The organism is Marinomonas sp. ATLA20 (assembly GCF_057180105.1).
Genome location: NZ_JBXUKU010000014.1, coordinates 56,170 through 72,507, shown reverse-complemented (window position 1 = coordinate 72,507; position 16,338 = coordinate 56,170). Strand labels below are relative to the sequence as shown.

Below are 16,338 nucleotides of genomic sequence, written 5' to 3'. Positions count from 1 at the left end.
GTTAGTTGAACTTGGTCTTCGTTGCTCTGAAGCCTTGTCCGTGTCAGCGAGGGCGTATATTAAGGATCTACAGATTTTGTGCAACCCTTTTTTCAACTAATTTTGAAATTAATTAAAAAAACACCAAATAACAAAAAAGACACCGAAGTGTCTTTTTCTAAGTAGTCACTCAGTCAGGGCCGATTAACCGCCGACATAACTAAGCATTACACCGGCAGCAACAGCTGAACCAATAACTCCAGCTACGTTTGGCCCCATAGCATGCATCAATAAGAAATTTTGTTTATTCGCTTCAAGCCCCACTTTATTAGCAACACGTGCAGCCATTGGTACAGCCGACACACCCGCTGCGCCAATCAATGGGTTAATTGCTTCTTTCGAGTATCGATTCATTAACTTCGCCATTAAGACACCAGCGGCTGTACCGATAGAAAACGCGATCAGGCCTAAACTCAAGATACCTAACGTTTCCAGATTTAAAAAAGCTTCTGAACTCAACTTAGAGCCAACCCCCAAGCCCAAGAAGATCGTCACAATATTAATCAACGCATTTTGAGCAGTATCACTTAAGCGGTCAACAACACCACACTCACGCATTAAATTACCAAAACAGAACATCCCAAGCAGAGGAGCGGCCGACGGCAAAAACATCGCAACCAGAATAATAACTACGATTGGAAAGACTATTTTTTCTTTCTTCGTAACAGGCCTAAGCTGCTCCATCTTAATGGAACGCTCCTCTTTCGATGTCAGCGCTCGCATGATTGGCGGCTGAATAAGCGGTACTAGCGCCATATAAGAGTAAGCAGCTACTGCAATCGCCCCCAATAAATCTGGCGCCAGTCGGCTAGCAACGAAAATAGCGGTTGGGCCATCGGCACCACCAATGATACCTATTGCCGCCGCATCAGCTAAAGAAAAATCCATAATGCCAGATGCACTCAATAGCACCGCACCAATAACAGTAGCAAAGATACCAAACTGTGCAGCTGCACCAAGAAGCAACGTTTTCGGGTTGGCAAGCATAGGACCAAAGTCCGTCATAGCACCAACGCCCATAAAGATAATCAAAGGAAACAAGCCTGTCTCAATACCACCATGATAAATATAATATTGAAGGCCGCCCGGAGACACCATATGCCCAGTCGCATCATAAACAGGTGCAGCCATAAAGCCTGCACCAGGAATATTAACTAAAACTGCACCAATACCAATAGGTAAAAGAAGGAGCGGCTCAAAACCTTTTTTTATTGCCAAATAAACCAACAGCAAACCAACACAGATCATCACAAACTGACCAAGTTCCAGCTGATAAATCCCTGTATCGTGATAAAGATTTAATAATTTATTTTCCATTGTCGATTAATTCCCTTGATTACAACGTAAGAAGTGACTGACCAACTTGCACGGAGTCACCTTCTTTTACATTAATAGAACCAACGACACCGGACTTAGGAGCAGAAATTTCTGTTTCCATCTTCATCGCTTCGAGAATCATGACAGTATCACCCTCTTCAACTTGCTGCCCTTGAGATACCAACACTTTAAAGATATTTCCAGACAATGGAGAGGGAACATCTTCACCAGATGACGCAGCAGGAGCCGTAGGCGCTTGACTTGCAGCTTTTTGAACATTCGCAACAGGCTGGATATCACTAACATCACCACCTTCCGATACCTGAACAACAAAACTCTGCCCAGAAACAGAAACCGTATATACACTCGCATCACCAGAGGAAGCGCTTGCAACCGCAGGCTTACTATCACCTGCATCCTCAAGTGTCGGAACAGGTTCGAACGCACTAGCGTCACCACGATTCTGTAAGAACTTAAGACCTATTTGAGGGAACAAAGCAAAAGTTAACACATCATCAATCTGATCATCAGATAACTGAATATTTTTTTCTTTCGATAGATCAACCAACTCTTCAGTCAACTTATCCATTTCTGGTGATAGCAAATCCGCTGGTCGACAAGTAATCGCCTCAGCCCCATCTAAAACTCTCGCCTGTAACTCTTTATTAAACTCCGCAGGAGCTGCACCATACTCCCCCTTCAAAATACCCGCCGTCTCTTTTGAGATAGATTTATAGCGCTCACCAGTAAGAACATTCAAAACCGCCTGGGTACCAACTATTTGTGACGTCGGCGTGACAAGTGGAATCAAGCCTAAATCTTCGCGGACTTTTGGAATTTCTTTTAATACTTCGTCAAACTTATCAGCCGCACCTTGCTCTTTAAGCTGGCTTTCCATATTGGTCAACATACCGCCAGGCACTTGGGCAATCAATATTCGAGAATCTGTACCACGAAGAGACCCTTCAAATTTCGCGTATTTCTTTCTAACTTCTCGGAAATAAGCCGCAATCTCTTCTAACAACTCTAGATCTAAGCCTGTATCCCTATCTGTCCCTTGCAAAGCGGCAACAACAGACTCTGTCGCACTATGACCATAAGTCATCGACATAGAAGAAATAGCTGTATCGACTCGATCCACACCAGCTTCAACCGCCTTCAAAATAGTCATATCAGACAGGCCAGACGTAGCATGCGCATGTAACTGCACCTCTAGTTGAGTTTGCGCCTTCAACAAACCAACCAATTCAAAAGCATCGTATGGAGTCAAAATGCCAGACATATCTTTTATAGCGATAGAGTCTGCCCCCATATCCTCCAGAGTCTTTGCATAGTCTACCCAGTTCTTAGTGGTATGAACTCGACTCTTGGTGTAAGAAATTGTTCCTTGAGCATGCTTACCTTGCTGCTTAACAGCTTTAATGGCTGTTTCCAAATTGCGCGGATCATTCATTGCATCAAAAATTCGAAAAACATCAACACCATTGAAAGCGGCTCGTTCAACAAATTTATTCACAACATCATCGGCATAATGACGATAGCCAAGAAGATTCTGCCCGCGCAACAACATTTGCTGAGGCGTTTTAGGCATTGCCTTTTTCAGCTCACGAATACGCTCCCAAGGATCTTCCCCAATATAGCGAATACAAGAATCGAATGTTGCGCCACCCCAAGATTCAAGAGACCAAAAACCAACTTGATCAAGTTTTTCAGCGATAGGAAGCATATCGTCGATACGCATACGGGTAGCAAACAAAGATTGGTGAGCATCACGTAAAACGACATCCGTAATGCCAAGAGGTTGCTTTGTTGTTGTCATGTTTCAGCCTCAAAGAAATTAGAAAAATTAATATTAGGAAATTAAGAGTTTTTACTGTTTCTGTGTTGGTGAACAGCAGCTGTAATAACCGCTGTCATTTGCGCATCCACACCAGAAGAAGCAATATTTTTAGAAACAGGCTTTAACACCGCAGGCACAGGAGCTTCAGGAAATAAATAATTCAGCAGTCTCGACATATAACCCGTCGCAAAAATCAACACCACCAGAAACAGGAATACAAATCCCATTCCTAACACCATCAACCCCACACCATCTTCCAGCAACCCACTCATAGCATCATCACCTTTTTTCTCGTCTTGTTTGTACAGATCTAATGTGATCAGATGCACATCCAAGAACGCTGTTTATTTTTGATAGTTAGTTTTTTACCACAAACCAGAACAGTTTCATATTTTTATTGCATAACAGTTATACTTATTTCGTGAACAATTCTACAAAAAGCGACCCCACCTTGAAAAAACCAATTAACACAAACATGGTACTAGCCGTTGCACCTATGGAAGGTGTTATGGATCACACAATGAGAGCATTGTTGTCACAAATTGGCGGCATGGACTATTTAGTATCAGAATTCATTCGGGTCACCCAATATCCAATCCCTACACACTCATTCAAGCGCCTCATCCCTGAAAATACCAACAAAGCAAGAACAGCACACAACCACCCCGTTCACACTCAGTTACTTGGTAGCAATGCAGGGCTAATGGCAGAAAGTGCCTTAAATGCAATTGAAGCCGGCGCCACACATATCGACGTGAACTTTGGATGCCCCGCCAAACGCGTAAATGGCCATGGAGGAGGATCGGTTTTACTACAAACACCCGACACACTGTATGACATAATGAGCACGATTCGAAAAACATTATCCAGCGATATCCCCGTATCCGCCAAAATACGCCTAGGCTTCGAGGATGAAGAGCTCTTATTTGACAATGTCGCCGCCATTGAGGCTGCCGGAGTCGGAACACTTACTATTCATGGCCGCACAAAAAAAGATGGCTACAAGCCACCAGCCAGATGGGAGAAAATAGGCGAGATTCAAGATAAAACAAAAATGATAGTGGTTGCCAATGGGGATATCACAGATGCAGAGTCTTTGTTGCGATGCCAATCCATTACAGGCTGCCAGCACTTTATGATCGGACGAGGTTCGCTCAACAACCCATTTGTTTTCCAACAAATAAGAGAAGAACTCAATGGGCAAGAATGCACAACCAACGCAGCAAGCCTAAATAGCCTATTTATTAATTACAGCACAGAACTACAAGAATATTATGACGAAGTTGCTACGCTCGGTAGACTAAAACAGTGGTGTGGACATTTAAGATTTGGTTTTGAGGAAATAAAAGACAACCTTCAAACACTAAGACGCTGCAAAAGCACAAGCGAATTAACACAAACATTCGAAAGCGTGATAACAACAAAGCAATGAAGAAAAACAGAAAAAGTTAATTTTTATAACAGATATAAAAAGTGGGAAATTAAAATAAGGAGGGAGATAGTAATGGTGCACCCGAGAGGATTCGAACCTCTGACCGCTCGGTTCGTAGCCGAGTACTCTATCCAGCTGAGCTACGGGTGCGTAGCAATATTTTGCTTTTACTAAATGACTTAAAGAGGATAGCTTAAAATCATTATTTTGATATTGGTGCACCCGAGAGGATTCGAACCTCTGACCGCTCGGTTCGTAGCCGAGTACTCTATCCAGCTGAGCTACGGGTGCATAGCAATATTTTTTTTAACAACGACACTTTAAAGAGGATAGCTTTAAAATGTTTTTTGGAATGGTGCACCCGAGAGGATTCGAACCTCTGACCGCTCGGTTCGTAGCCGAGTACTCTATCCAGCTGAGCTACGGGTGCATAACGATAATTCCAGTCTTTTATTATTAGAGAGGATGTCTCTAAAAGACAAACTTGAAATGGCGGAGAGTGAGGGATTCGAACCCTCGATGAGTGTTAACCCATACACCCTTAGCAGGGGCGCGCCTTCGGCCACTCGGCCAACTCTCCGTAACAAGTGGGGCGCATTATATACGACACATTTGTCTTGTAAAGACTTTTTTAAAAATTAATCTTCAGAAACTTGATCGTCTTGCTCTTTTTGAATGCGAAGATAAATTTCTTCACGGTGAACAGACACATCTTTAGGTGCATTGATGCCAATACGAACCTGATTTCCTTTTACACCCAACACAGTGACAGAAACTTCATCACCAACCATTAAAGTTTCACCAACACGACGAGTAAGAATAAGCATAAGAATATCTCCCTGTTATAGCTTTTAAGATTCACTCAGATGAATTGCCCGACAACTATTGTAGGGCAATTCCTACAAAATCAATTGTAGCCTCTCAATAAAAATTAAACTATGCATAACCAAAGGATTTTATGTATCCAATTGTTAAGCTTCTCGAACTCCGGATGCCGCCTCATTTAACTTAAAAGCAGAATGCAGTGCTCGAACCGCCAATTCCATGTATTTCTCGTCAATAATGACAGACACTTTAATCTCTGAAGTAGAAATCAACTGGATGTTAATAGACTCAGCTGCCAGAGCTTTAAACATCGTACTTGCCACACCGGCATGAGAGCGCATTCCGACACCAACAATGGACACCTTCGCAATTTTGGCATCAGACAGCACAGCATTCGCCCCGAGCTCTTTTGCAATGACATTTAAAGTAGACAAAGCCTGATCATATTCATTGCGATGCACGGTGAAGGTAAAGTCCGTTGTGCCATCAACAGATACGTTTTGAACAATCATATCTACTTCGATGTTGGCATCACTAACAGGACCCAGGATACGAGAAGCAATACCCGGAATATCAGGAACGCCTTTCAAAGTTAATTTAGCTTCATCTCTATTGAATGCAATTCCAGAAACCGCTGGCTGCTCCATATTCGTATTCCCCTCAGTTGTAATCAACGTACCCTCACCTTCAACAAAACTAGATAGCACCCTAAGCGGCACTTGATATTTACCAGCAAACTCTACAGAGCGAATTTGCAACACCTTCGAGCCAAGGCTAGCCATCTCTAACATTTCTTCAAAGGTGATCTTATCCAAACGTCGAGCACTATCTACAACACGAGGATCCGTTGTATAAACACCATCCACATCGGTGTAGATTTGACATTCATCCGCTTTCAACGCAGCAGCAAGCGCAACACCCGTCGTATCAGAGCCACCTCGGCCTAATGTCGTAATGTTGCCAAACTCATCAGCCCCTTGAAAACCAGCCGCCACAATCACTCGCCCAGCATCTAAGTCTGTACGCATCGCATCGGTATCGATCTTTTGAATTCTAGCCTTACCATGAGCGCTGTCAGTTGTAATACGAATCTGAGAGCCTGTATAAGAACGAGCATCAAGACCACGCTTCATCAATGCCATTGACAAAAGAGCAATAGTAACCTGCTCTCCGGTCGACAGTAGCACGTCCATTTCACGCGCACTTGGTGAAACATTAATACTTTTCGCAAGATCAATCAGCCTGTTGGTTTCACCACTCATAGCTGAAACCACAACGACTATGTCATCACCTTGTTGCTTATGCCTTAACACTCGATCTGCAACGGCCTCGATACGCTCTATTGTGCCTACCGAGGTGCCGCCGTATTTTTGAACTAACAACGCCATAATTTTTCCACTATTTAAATCAAAAAAGCCGAATTCCAAGCTCTTAAGGAACGATTCAATTTAAACTCTTTCAGCAACCCAGCCAGGCACCAACTCAAGAGCTGTAGACAAGCCATCTGGATTATTACCACCAGCTTGAGCCATATCTGGGCGACCACCACCTTTACCATCAACATAAGGCGCGACCATCTTAATAAGATCTCCAGCCTTCACATTTTTAGTCAGTTCTTTGGTTACGCCAGCAATTAAACTTACTTTGCCATCATTCACCGCAGCCAATAATATAACGGCAGACTCAAGCTTACTTTTTAGTTCATCAAGCAAGTCCCGTAATGCTTTTGGATCTTCCACCTTGACCTGAGCAACCAAAAGCTTACCGCCGTTAATATCTACAGCTTGAGAAGCCAAATCAGCGCCTGCCAATGCCGCCATTTTACCTTTCAACACATCCAACTCTTTTTGCAAGCTACGCGTTTGCTCGTTCAAAGCAGCCACTTTATCAAGCGCACTGTCTTTATTACCTTTAACAAGGCTAGCAATACCATCAAGAACAGATTCTGTCTGACGAGTCGTATCTATTGCCATCTTACCAGTAACCGCCTCAATACGACGGACACCAGCAGCAATACCGCTTTCTGTTACAATTTTAAAGAAACCAATATCACCTGTTCGACTAACATGAGTACCGCCACACAACTCAATCGAGTAATCAGCCCCCATTGTCAATACACGTACTTCGCTGTCGTATTTTTCACCAAACAACGCCATAGCGCCTTTAGCCTTCGCCGACTCAACATCCATGATGTCTGTTTCTACTGAACGGTTTAAGCGAATCTGCTCGTTAACCATGTCTTCAATTTGTTCGATTTCTGTCGCCGTAACGCCTTCAAAATGCGAGAAGTCAAAACGCAATCGCTCAGCATTCACCAAAGAGCCCTTTTGCAGTACATGATCACCTAAGATACGACGCAAAGCTTCGTGCATTAAGTGAGTAGCAGAGTGGTTTAATGTCGTTGCCATACGCAAAGTTCGATCCACTTCACCAGTCACCTGATCACCAACCGCCAAACGGCCTTCTTTCAGCTCACCGTAATGCAAATGCGCTTTAGCTTGCTTCGTTGTATTAGAGACTTTAAACGCACCAGCACCGCGCAACCAACCCTGATCGCCAACTTGACCACCAGATTCAGCATAAAACGGCGTCGTTTTCAAAATCACCGCCGCAACTTGGCCTGCCTCGATAGCTTGAACTTCGCTACCATCAACCAGGATCATTTCCACTTCACACGTGCCATCTAGATTCTCATACCCAGTAAATTCAGTAACAGAATCCAACTTAACGCCACTCGACATATCCATAGAGAAGTTACTGGCTGAACGAGCACGAGCACGCTGTGCATCCATAGCAACTTCAAATCCAGCTTCATCTATTTCTAAGTCATTTTCACGGGCAACATCATTGGTTAAATCGGCAGGAAAGCCATACGTGTCGTAAAGCTTGAAAACTGTCTCGCCAGGGATAACTTTTTTATCGCCTAATTCGGATATCGCCTCTTCAAGAATCTTCATGCCCTGATCAAGGGTTTTGGCAAACTGCTCTTCTTCTTTTAACAGAATAGAAGCAACACGATCTTTTAACTTGGTCAACTCTGGGTAAGCTTGCCCCATTTCAACATCAAGCGCTTCTACCAACTTATGGAAGAACACACCTTTTTGACCTAGCTTGTTACCGTGGCGAATCGCGCGACGAATAATACGACGCAAAACGTAACCACGACCTTCATTTGACGGAATCACACCATCAACAATCATGAATGAACAAGAGCGAATATGGTCAGCAATAACACGCAATGACTGCGCACTCAGGTCTTGAGCACCCACCACTTGTGCCGCCGCCTTGATAAGGTTTTGGAATAAATCAATTTCGTAGTTACTATGAACGCCCTGCAAAATAGCAGCAATACGCTCTAAACCCATTCCCGTATCAACAGAAGGCTTAGGCAAAGGCGCCATAACACCATCAGCAGAACGATTGAACTGCATGAAAACCACGTTCCAGATTTCGATAAAACGATCACCATCTTCCTCAGGAGAACCTGGAGGCCCGCCCCAAATATGATCGCCGTGATCATAGAAGACTTCAGAACAAGGACCACAAGGACCAGTATCGCCCATCGCCCAGAAATTATCAGACTGGTAACGACCGCCTTTGTTATCACCAATACGGATAATTTTTTCTGCAGGAAGACCGATATCTTTATTCCAAATATCAAAGGCTTCATCGTCGTCTGCGTAAACAGTTACCAACAATTTTTCTGTTGGCAACTTCAGCACAACCGTTAGAAACTCCCACGCGTAATGAATCGCGTCTTTTTTGAAGTAATCACCAAAGCTGAAGTTACCGAGCATTTCAAAGAAAGTATGATGGCGTGCAGTATAGCCAACATTTTCTAGGTCATTGTGCTTACCACCCGCTCGCACACAACGTTGAGACGTCGTTGCTCGTGAATATGGGCGAAGATCTTCTCCCAAAAACACATCTTTAAACTGGACCATACCAGCGTTAGTGAATAGCAATGTTGGATCATTTCCTGGAACCAATGAGCTGGATTCCACAATCTGATGCTGCTTACTTTCAAAGTACGATAAAAATGACTGGCGTAACTCAGAACTCTTCATAATGGGATGAGTCTCTATCTCTATTTTCTGGACGAATTGGATTGCGTGAATGGCAGATTAACATGTGCCGATTCGATGCAACGAAAAGCACAAAATAGTACACGCAAAGGATAGGTGTTTTCAAAAGAAACCGTAGTAATTTAAAGCTTATTTTGTGCATAACTTAAGCAAAAGCAGGATTTATGGATGTAAACCTACTTTTGCTTAACGTTTATAGGAAGGTATTACTGAGAGTCTTCGCCACGAATATAGCGATAATGAGGTCGGGAAGTCATTCTGGTCACTAATTCATAACCTATAGTACCAGCATAATCTGCGACCTGTTCGACAGGCACATCGCCACCCCAAAGAACAACCTCCTGCCCCATAGCAGGTTCAACAGCTGAATCTTGCATGCGTACCGTAATCATATCCATGGACACTCGACCAGCTAGACTGGCTGGTTGGCCATCGATATTTAATGGAGTGCCATTTACAGCATGGCGCGGATAACCATCACCGTAACCCACCGCGACGGTTGCTAATACATGATCTTCCGCCGCAACATAACCAAGGCCATAACCGACTTTATCGCCTTGTTTAAGCTGACGCGTCGAAATCACTTTTGACGACAAAGTCATCGCTGGACGCAAACCCAACGCTCGACCGCTCACTTCAGCAAAAGGCGAAATTCCGTACAACATTATACCTGGTCGAATCCAACCACCTTCTGGCACGCTCCACTTCATAATCGCTGCAGAATTCGCCACACTGGCCTCAATATCACCAATCGATTGGCGCGCTTGTTCAAAGTAAGCCAACTGCTGCATCGTCGTTAGATCAGATAAGTCATCCGCACAAGAAAAATGTGTCATCAAAACAACCTCTCCCACTTGACCGCTGCTTTTCAACGATTCAACAAACACGGGCGCAGTTTCCTTATCCACACCAAGGCGATGCATACCAGAATCTAACTTCAGAAAAATTTTTTCAATTCTTGCATGGCTCGCCTGCAACTCATCAAGTTGCTGAGCATTTTCCAAAGCGGCCCAAAAGCCATATTTCTCGCAAAGCGCCCACTCTTCACCTTCAAATACGCCTTCTAATAATAAAATAGGTGAAACGATACCTGCTTCACGCAAAGCAATCGCCTCTTCAATGGCGGCCACCGCAAAAGCATCGACTTCTTCATCTAAGTAACGTGACACTTCAACCGCACCATGTCCGTACGCATTACTTTTAACAACAGCGAACGCCTTACAAGTCGGCTGTAACTTTTTTGCATAATGATAGTTTTGTAGGATCGCCTCCAAATCTACCGTTGCCGTGAGTGGCCTTGCCATTTTTGCCCCTTAAACTTTCAAAGCGTTTTACTATTTATAACGTTGTACAGAAAGATCTTGTGAGTCGATCTCCGTTTTATCGCCAGACATAATATCCGCAATTACGGCAGCTGAGCCGCAGCTCATTGTCCAACCCAATGTTCCGTGCCCTGTATTCAAATACAAACCATCAATACCTGTACGACCAACAACTGGTGTGCCATCTGGCGTCATTGGGCGAAGTCCCGTCCAATAGTCTGCTTGAGATAACTCACAACCTTGATTAAATAAATCATGCACCACATGCGTAATGGTTTCTGTGCGTACTTTAGGTAAATCAAGATTATAGCCATTTAGCTCCGCGGTTCCGGCAGCACGAATCCGACCACCCAATCGCGTCACCGCTACTTTATAAGTTTCGTCCATCACAGTAGAAATAGGCGCGAACTGTGAATCGGTAATTGGCACAGTTAAGGAATACCCTTTCACGGGATAAACAGGAATAGAAATATCAATCGCTTTAAGTAACTCTTTTGAGTAGCTACCCATAGACACCAAGACATTATCAAACTCAAAGTCAGCCTGATCGGTTTTAACGGCGCGTATTTTACCACCTTCTACAACCAAGCGCTCAACTGCCACTCCAAATTTAAATGTTACTCCTAATTCATCACAGTGCTTTTTAAGCTCCTCGCAAAAAACAAAGCAGTCACCCGTCTCATCGCCTACCAACCTAAGTCCACCTTTAAACTTATCAATGACAGGAGCGAGACCTGGCTCCACGTCTAAAATTTGCGCTGGTGTTAACACTTGATGAGGAACATTCAAAGCTTTAAGCACCTTAATATCTTTTTCAGACGCTTCTACTTGCTCATCCTTGCGGAATAACTGAGTCAGACCACCCTGCCCATCATCGTACTTAATACCAATGTCTTTGCGCATGGCAATAAATTGATCTCGACTGTATTCCGCCAGTGCCACCATACGAGATTTATTCACGTCATAGGCTTTTTCAGTACAGTTCGCCAACATTTTCCCCATCCAAGCCAGCTTTTTAAGCTCAGGATCGGCGCTCACTTTTAACGGTGCGTGTTTTTGCATTAGCCATTTAATAGCCTTAAGAGGAATACCTGGCGCCGCCCAAGGTGCAGAATAGCCAGGAGAAATTTGCCCTGCGTTAGCAAAGCTCGTCTCTAAGGCCACACCTTCCTGACGGTCAATTACCGTCACATCAAACCCTTTTTTCGCTAAGTAATAGGCTGACGTTAAACCAACAACCCCCGCACCCAACACGCAAACACGCATAAAAAAACCTCAAAAACAGATAAAGTTATATCATCTATGTTTACATAAGTTATTTAGTTTTATCATCTTATTTATATAAAATATAAAGAATAAAAAACTATAAAAATTAAAAATATAAGTTGATCACAAACTAAATGTAAAAGACTTACTGGACTGATAAAATAGCGACTTAATCAGAATATGCAGAGAGAAAGACATGAAAGAGCACCAAACATCCATTTTCGACCAAGCCATGTCGCTGCTAAGTCACAGAGAACACAGCAAAAAGGAATTAACCACAAAATTAAAATCAAGAGGTCACGAAGAAGAAGAGATTGAAGCGACCATTGAGCGTCTTGAAGAAATGAACTATCTCAACGACACTCGCTTTGCAGAAATTTTTGTCCGAAGCCGCTTAAGTAAACCGCTGGGCGCAAGTCGAATACAGCAAGAACTAATACAAAAAGGCATTAATAGTGAGCTAGCAAAAACAGCCATATTAGAAGCGGATGCAGATTGGTTCGAATTAGCAAAGCAATTAAAAGAAAGAAGGTTCGGGGAAGAAGCGAGTACTGACTTTAAAGAAAAAGCCAAACAATCACGCTACCTTCAGTATAGAGGATTTAACTTCGATCAAATCAAATACGCCATATCTCCCCAAGATGAGTATTGAGATTGCTCTGACTCAAAAAAAGATCACTGTCAGATCAGGCTGGAGCGAGTACACCTACAGGAAAGGAAACTTAATGCTATACATTATCTTCTTTTTCCATTAAAGCTGCTAAATAACGCTCTTCCATCTCAACATAATTTTTTTGAACGGATTCTATCTTCTCGTCCAATTCGTTTATTTTTTTCTGAAGAACCTCGAATTCTTCTAGCTGATCTTGCTTATCAAACAACTCCGCCTCTAAACGCTTTCGCTCCTCTTCTAGCTCTTCATTAATTTCACGAAGGTTTTCAACCTCCTCTTGGTTTTGACTGGCTAAAACATCTTCATCATCCACAACCTCATCACCTATCAGCTCAGGGTGAAGTAGCTTGTTCTCTAAGTTTTCACGTAGAACTCTCGCCTTATCTAAGTCTCGCTCAAGCATTTCAACATACAACTCAGACTCATTGACCATTAAACGCAAAGAGCTTAGTTTTGACGCTTGGTCATTCGCAAAAGCATCAGACTCTTCAGTAAATGAATTTTGATGAAGTAAGTCTTCCATATTTTTCATGGCACTACGCTCTTCCTCCATAACACCATAGATATCAATTCCTTGACGATCATCTTTATTTTGTTTTTCAAGCAATGCTGCTTTCTGTTTTAGCGCCTCGTCACGCTTAATCATATCAATATTAAGGTTATATTTAATGGCCTGTAAACTGTCTAATTTTCCTTCTAAGCGCTTAACCACACGACTACTTTCTAATAATGTTTTTTCTAATCGAACAATGGAGATATCGTGAATACCAATGTGCTTACCATCCCCCTCATGATCCACTTTCACTTTACGAACTTGATCTTTTAAATCTGCAATTATCGTTTTTTGGTAAGCTGCCAACTGCTTAAGATCAGACACCTTTTCATCTAACTCTGAACGGACAGAGTGCACAAAATCAGACTGATCAGCACTATTCAAATACTCTTCTAAAGCATCAATATAAAGCGAGTTATCGTTTTCCTCTTTGACTTCCGCTAAATGCAGTTTTAAGCGCTCTGCAAATTCATATAAGCTCGCCATCTCAGATCGAAGTGAAGCAAGTGAGTCGTCAAGCTCGACTTCTTTATCCAACTGCTTTTGAAGTTTCCCAAGTTCAAGGTTTAAATTAGACGTGACATTTACTTGCGCAAAGACCTTTTCTCCTGCCTTCTGAATCACTTTATTTAGCTCTTGAAGTAAGGACTGATTCACTTTTAATGACTTCAAAAGCGCATCAATTTCTTGTGCATGATCCACTTTATCTAAAAGGCTTTTGAATGCTACCAAAAGCGCTAACGCTTCAGAATGAGATACTGAGCGCTCAATGATGTCTATCTCGACATCCAAAAAAATAGCCCAACACGACAAAGCCGCACGCCCCTGGAAGTCAGATTTAGGCAACTCAACAAGGAGTTGAGAACATATGCTTTTCTGCTGCTCAAGCAACGACAGCCACTGTCTTTTTTCACTTTCCGTTGCATCATGATTATCATCATGCAACTCAACAGGCTCCGCCGCATCATCAGTACCTCGGTCTGGCACCATTTTCCGCAGAGAAAAATATTTCATCAAGACAAATACAAACACCACGGACAAAAGTGCACTCGACGCAATAAGTCCCCATTGCCAAATCAACATATCGTGACAGTCCTATTTAATGCCAAACCTAAAAAATAATCATAGAGGGATATGCCTTAAGAAACCATAGAACCTACATTTTTTAACGCACACGCCACAAAAACAAAAAAAGCAGGTACAAGACCTGCTTTTTTAAAATATTGTATTTGCTAAAAGAGTTTAGAAATCTAGCTGTTCAGCTTCTTCAACTTCTGCTTCTTTATCATTAGTTTTGCCGTCTGCTTTAACTGTTTTAGGCAATAAATCTTCTCGAATCTTCGCTTCAATTTCTTTCGCCATTTCAGGATTATCAGCTAAGAACTGAGCCGCATTGGCCTTACCTTGTCCAATTTTGTTCCCATTGTAAGCATACCAAGCACCCGCTTTATCAACGAAGCCTTGCTTAACACCTAGGTCGATGACTTCGCCCATGCGGTAAATACCAGCACCGTACATGATTTGGAATTCAGCTTGTTTAAATGGCGGTGCAATCTTGTTTTTCACCACTTTAACGCGGGTTTCGTTACCAATCACTTCATCACCCTGCTTCACCGAGCCGATACGACGAATATCTAAACGTACAGAAGAGTAAAACTTAAGCGCATTACCGCCCGTTGTTGTTTCTGGAGACCCAAACATCACACCAATTTTCATACGAATTTGGTTAATGAAAACAACAAGGCAATTGGCATTTTTGATAGAACCGGTCAATTTACGCATTGCTTGAGAAAGCAAACGAGCTTGAACACCAACAGAAGAACTACCCATTTCGCCTTCAATTTCAGACTTAGGAACCAAGGCAGCCACAGAATCGACGATAACAACATCGACACTATTAGAGCGTACCAACATATCTACAATCTCAAGAGCCTGCTCACCCGTATCTGGTTGAGAGATCAAAAGATCAGCGATATTTACACCTAGCTTTTCTGCGTAAGAAGGATCAAGCGCATGCTCGGCATCAATAAAGGCACAAGTCTTACCTTGTTTTTGTGCTTCCGCAATCACACTTAGCGTAAGTGTTGTTTTACCTGAAGATTCTGGTCCGTAGATTTCACAAATACGACCATAAGGAAGACCACCCGCACCTAGCGCAATATCCAGACCTAACGATCCAGTAGAAACAGTATCAATATCAAGCTTGGCACCTTCGCCCATCTTCATGATGGCACCTTTACCAAATTGACGCTCGATTTGAGACAGCGCTGCATCCAGCGCCTTTTTCTTGTTGTCTGCAATAGATGACATGATGAATTCCTTGTGGATACTTTTCGTTGTGACTAATTGTCGTTGTCGGTAACTCTATCGTTTTTTTTGGGTAATCTCAAGAAATACTGTATATAAAAACAGTATTATTTTTAAACTCTTTCAAGCATCTCTTTTACACCGCGAAGAGCCTCTAAAACCGTCCCCTCTCTTACCGCCTGACGATCCCCAGAAAACAAAAATCGCTCTACTCTGGCTTCTTCACCAATCCGTTGCCAGCCAATATAAACACAGCCCACAGGCTTTTCTGGTGAACCGCCCCCAGGACCTGCCACACCACTTACAGCAACAGAAATGTCGCCGCCCAATTGTAAAGCACCAGCACACATCTCTTTTACAGTTTGTTCAGACACGGCGCCAAAAGACGACAGGGTTTCTTCTTTCACTGACAAACCACGCATTTTAGCTTCATTGGCGTAACTAATCACACCACCGAAAAACCATGCCGAGCTACCAGCTATTTCCGTGCATACCGCGCCAATCAAGCCACCAGTGCAAGACTCTGCCGTGACGAGTAACAGCCCTCTTTTTTGTAAGAGCTCTCCAGCTTGTTGTGCCGCGTGTGTCATTTTTTGCATTGGATTCATTATCATTATCCCTTAAATCCTTGGAAAATATCCCGTAGAATACCCCTCTATTTTTTGGATCACAATCGAGC

At 42.9% G+C, this 16,338-nt stretch carries 13 protein-coding genes and 4 tRNA genes; 2 read left to right on the top strand and 15 right to left on the bottom strand.

All coding sequences use genetic code 11. The features are described from left to right. Positions 1-183 precede the first annotated feature (183 nt). The 3 genes from AC2A4J_RS18190 to AC2A4J_RS18180 are packed head-to-tail and all read right to left on the bottom strand — an operon-like array spanning position 184 to position 3,468. Positions 184-1,356 carry a sodium ion-translocating decarboxylase subunit beta gene (locus AC2A4J_RS18190; RefSeq protein ID WP_113917733.1) on the bottom strand — a complete coding sequence of 391 codons (1,173 nt, stop codon included), beginning with the start codon at positions 1,354-1,356 and terminating at the stop codon, positions 184-186. A gap of 19 nt (positions 1,357-1,375) precedes the next feature. Next, a complete protein-coding gene (gene oadA, locus AC2A4J_RS18185; protein ID WP_484177019.1) occupies positions 1,376-3,175 on the bottom strand; it encodes a sodium-extruding oxaloacetate decarboxylase subunit alpha in 1,800 nt (599 codons plus the stop codon). Positions 3,176-3,216: 41 nt separating this feature from the next. After that, a complete protein-coding gene (locus AC2A4J_RS18180) occupies positions 3,217-3,468 on the bottom strand; it encodes an OadG family protein (RefSeq protein ID WP_255826340.1) in 252 nt (83 codons plus the stop codon). A gap of 179 nt (positions 3,469-3,647) precedes the next feature. On the opposite strand from AC2A4J_RS18180, the gene AC2A4J_RS18175 reads away from it, so the two are divergent. Beyond that, entirely contained in the window at positions 3,648-4,628 is a 981-nt protein-coding gene (locus tag AC2A4J_RS18175) for a tRNA dihydrouridine synthase (RefSeq protein WP_255826341.1), read from the top strand. 73 nt (positions 4,629-4,701) lie between these two features. On the opposite strand, the gene AC2A4J_RS18170 is transcribed toward AC2A4J_RS18175, so the two are convergent. The 9 genes from AC2A4J_RS18170 to AC2A4J_RS18130 form a co-directional block, all read right to left on the bottom strand. Continuing rightward, positions 4,702-4,778 (bottom strand) — tRNA-Arg (locus AC2A4J_RS18170). A 64-nt stretch (positions 4,779-4,842) separates the two neighbouring features. Continuing rightward, positions 4,843-4,919 (bottom strand) — tRNA-Arg (locus AC2A4J_RS18165). A 62-nt stretch (positions 4,920-4,981) separates the two neighbouring features. After that, positions 4,982-5,058: transfer RNA gene (locus AC2A4J_RS18160), tRNA-Arg, on the bottom strand. Between the two features lie 60 nt (positions 5,059-5,118). After that, positions 5,119-5,208, bottom strand: a tRNA-Ser gene (locus AC2A4J_RS18155). 58 nt (positions 5,209-5,266) lie between these two features. Continuing rightward, a complete protein-coding gene (gene csrA, locus AC2A4J_RS18150) occupies positions 5,267-5,455 on the bottom strand; it encodes a carbon storage regulator CsrA (RefSeq protein WP_255826343.1) in 189 nt (62 codons plus the stop codon). A gap of 144 nt (positions 5,456-5,599) precedes the next feature. Beyond that, the gene (locus tag AC2A4J_RS18145) at positions 5,600-6,841 is read right to left on the bottom strand and encodes an aspartate kinase (RefSeq protein ID WP_484177018.1); all 1,242 of its coding nucleotides are present in this window, start codon (positions 6,839-6,841) and stop codon (positions 5,600-5,602) included. A 60-nt stretch (positions 6,842-6,901) separates the two neighbouring features. Then, positions 6,902-9,520: an alanine--tRNA ligase gene (gene alaS / locus AC2A4J_RS18140; protein ID WP_370646833.1), complete on the bottom strand. Its 2,619-nt coding sequence runs from the start codon at positions 9,518-9,520 to the stop codon at positions 6,902-6,904. Between the two features lie 224 nt (positions 9,521-9,744). Then, positions 9,745-10,842: an alanine racemase gene (gene alr, locus AC2A4J_RS18135; protein ID WP_484177017.1), complete on the bottom strand. Its 1,098-nt coding sequence runs from the start codon at positions 10,840-10,842 to the stop codon at positions 9,745-9,747. Between the two features lie 30 nt (positions 10,843-10,872). Then, on the bottom strand, positions 10,873-12,126 hold the full coding sequence (locus tag AC2A4J_RS18130; RefSeq protein WP_255826346.1) for a D-amino acid dehydrogenase: 1,254 nt from the start codon (positions 12,124-12,126) through the stop codon (positions 10,873-10,875). Between the two features lie 196 nt (positions 12,127-12,322). Between AC2A4J_RS18130 and AC2A4J_RS18125 the strand changes: the two genes are divergently transcribed. Further along, positions 12,323-12,778 carry a regulatory protein RecX gene (locus AC2A4J_RS18125; protein WP_484177016.1) on the top strand — a complete coding sequence of 152 codons (456 nt, stop codon included), beginning with the start codon at positions 12,323-12,325 and terminating at the stop codon, positions 12,776-12,778. A 76-nt stretch (positions 12,779-12,854) separates the two neighbouring features. Here AC2A4J_RS18125 and AC2A4J_RS18120 read toward each other — a convergent pair whose 3' ends face one another. From AC2A4J_RS18120 to AC2A4J_RS18110, 3 genes are all read right to left on the bottom strand, one after another. Further along, on the bottom strand, positions 12,855-14,435 hold the full coding sequence (locus AC2A4J_RS18120) for a coiled-coil domain-containing protein (protein ID WP_255826348.1): 1,581 nt from the start codon (positions 14,433-14,435) through the stop codon (positions 12,855-12,857). A gap of 159 nt (positions 14,436-14,594) precedes the next feature. After that, the gene (gene recA, locus AC2A4J_RS18115; protein ID WP_255828026.1) at positions 14,595-15,662 is read right to left on the bottom strand and encodes a recombinase RecA; all 1,068 of its coding nucleotides are present in this window, start codon (positions 15,660-15,662) and stop codon (positions 14,595-14,597) included. A 110-nt stretch (positions 15,663-15,772) separates the two neighbouring features. After that, positions 15,773-16,267 carry a CinA family protein gene (locus AC2A4J_RS18110; RefSeq protein ID WP_205115792.1) on the bottom strand — a complete coding sequence of 165 codons (495 nt, stop codon included), beginning with the start codon at positions 16,265-16,267 and terminating at the stop codon, positions 15,773-15,775. Between the last annotated feature and the right edge of the window lie 71 nt (positions 16,268-16,338).

Bases quoted from the DNA above. Each gene is read 5' to 3' on its own strand.
- AC2A4J_RS18180 (WP_255826340.1), bottom strand. From the start codon at position 3,468: ATGAGTGGGTTGCTGGAAGATGGTGTGGGGTTGATGGTGTTAGGAATG.
- alaS (WP_370646833.1), bottom strand. From the start codon at position 9,520: ATGAAGAGTTCTGAGTTACGCCAGTCATTTTTATCGTACTTTGAAAGT.
- AC2A4J_RS18110 (WP_205115792.1), bottom strand. From the start codon at position 16,267: ATGAATCCAATGCAAAAAATGACACACGCGGCACAACAAGCTGGAGAG.
- oadA (WP_484177019.1), bottom strand. From the start codon at position 3,175: ATGACAACAACAAAGCAACCTCTTGGCATTACGGATGTCGTTTTACGT.
- AC2A4J_RS18130 (WP_255826346.1), bottom strand. From the start codon at position 12,126: ATGCGTGTTTGCGTGTTGGGTGCGGGGGTTGTTGGTTTAACGTCAGCC.
- AC2A4J_RS18125 (WP_484177016.1), top strand. From the start codon at position 12,323: ATGAAAGAGCACCAAACATCCATTTTCGACCAAGCCATGTCGCTGCTA.
- AC2A4J_RS18145 (WP_484177018.1), bottom strand. From the start codon at position 6,841: ATGGCGTTGTTAGTTCAAAAATACGGCGGCACCTCGGTAGGCACAATA.
- csrA (WP_255826343.1), bottom strand. From the start codon at position 5,455: ATGCTTATTCTTACTCGTCGTGTTGGTGAAACTTTAATGGTTGGTGAT.
- alr (WP_484177017.1), bottom strand. From the start codon at position 10,842: ATGGCAAGGCCACTCACGGCAACGGTAGATTTGGAGGCGATCCTACAA.
- AC2A4J_RS18120 (WP_255826348.1), bottom strand. From the start codon at position 14,435: ATGTTGATTTGGCAATGGGGACTTATTGCGTCGAGTGCACTTTTGTCC.
- recA (WP_255828026.1), bottom strand. From the start codon at position 15,662: ATGTCATCTATTGCAGACAACAAGAAAAAGGCGCTGGATGCAGCGCTG.
- AC2A4J_RS18190 (WP_113917733.1), bottom strand. From the start codon at position 1,356: ATGGAAAATAAATTATTAAATCTTTATCACGATACAGGGATTTATCAG.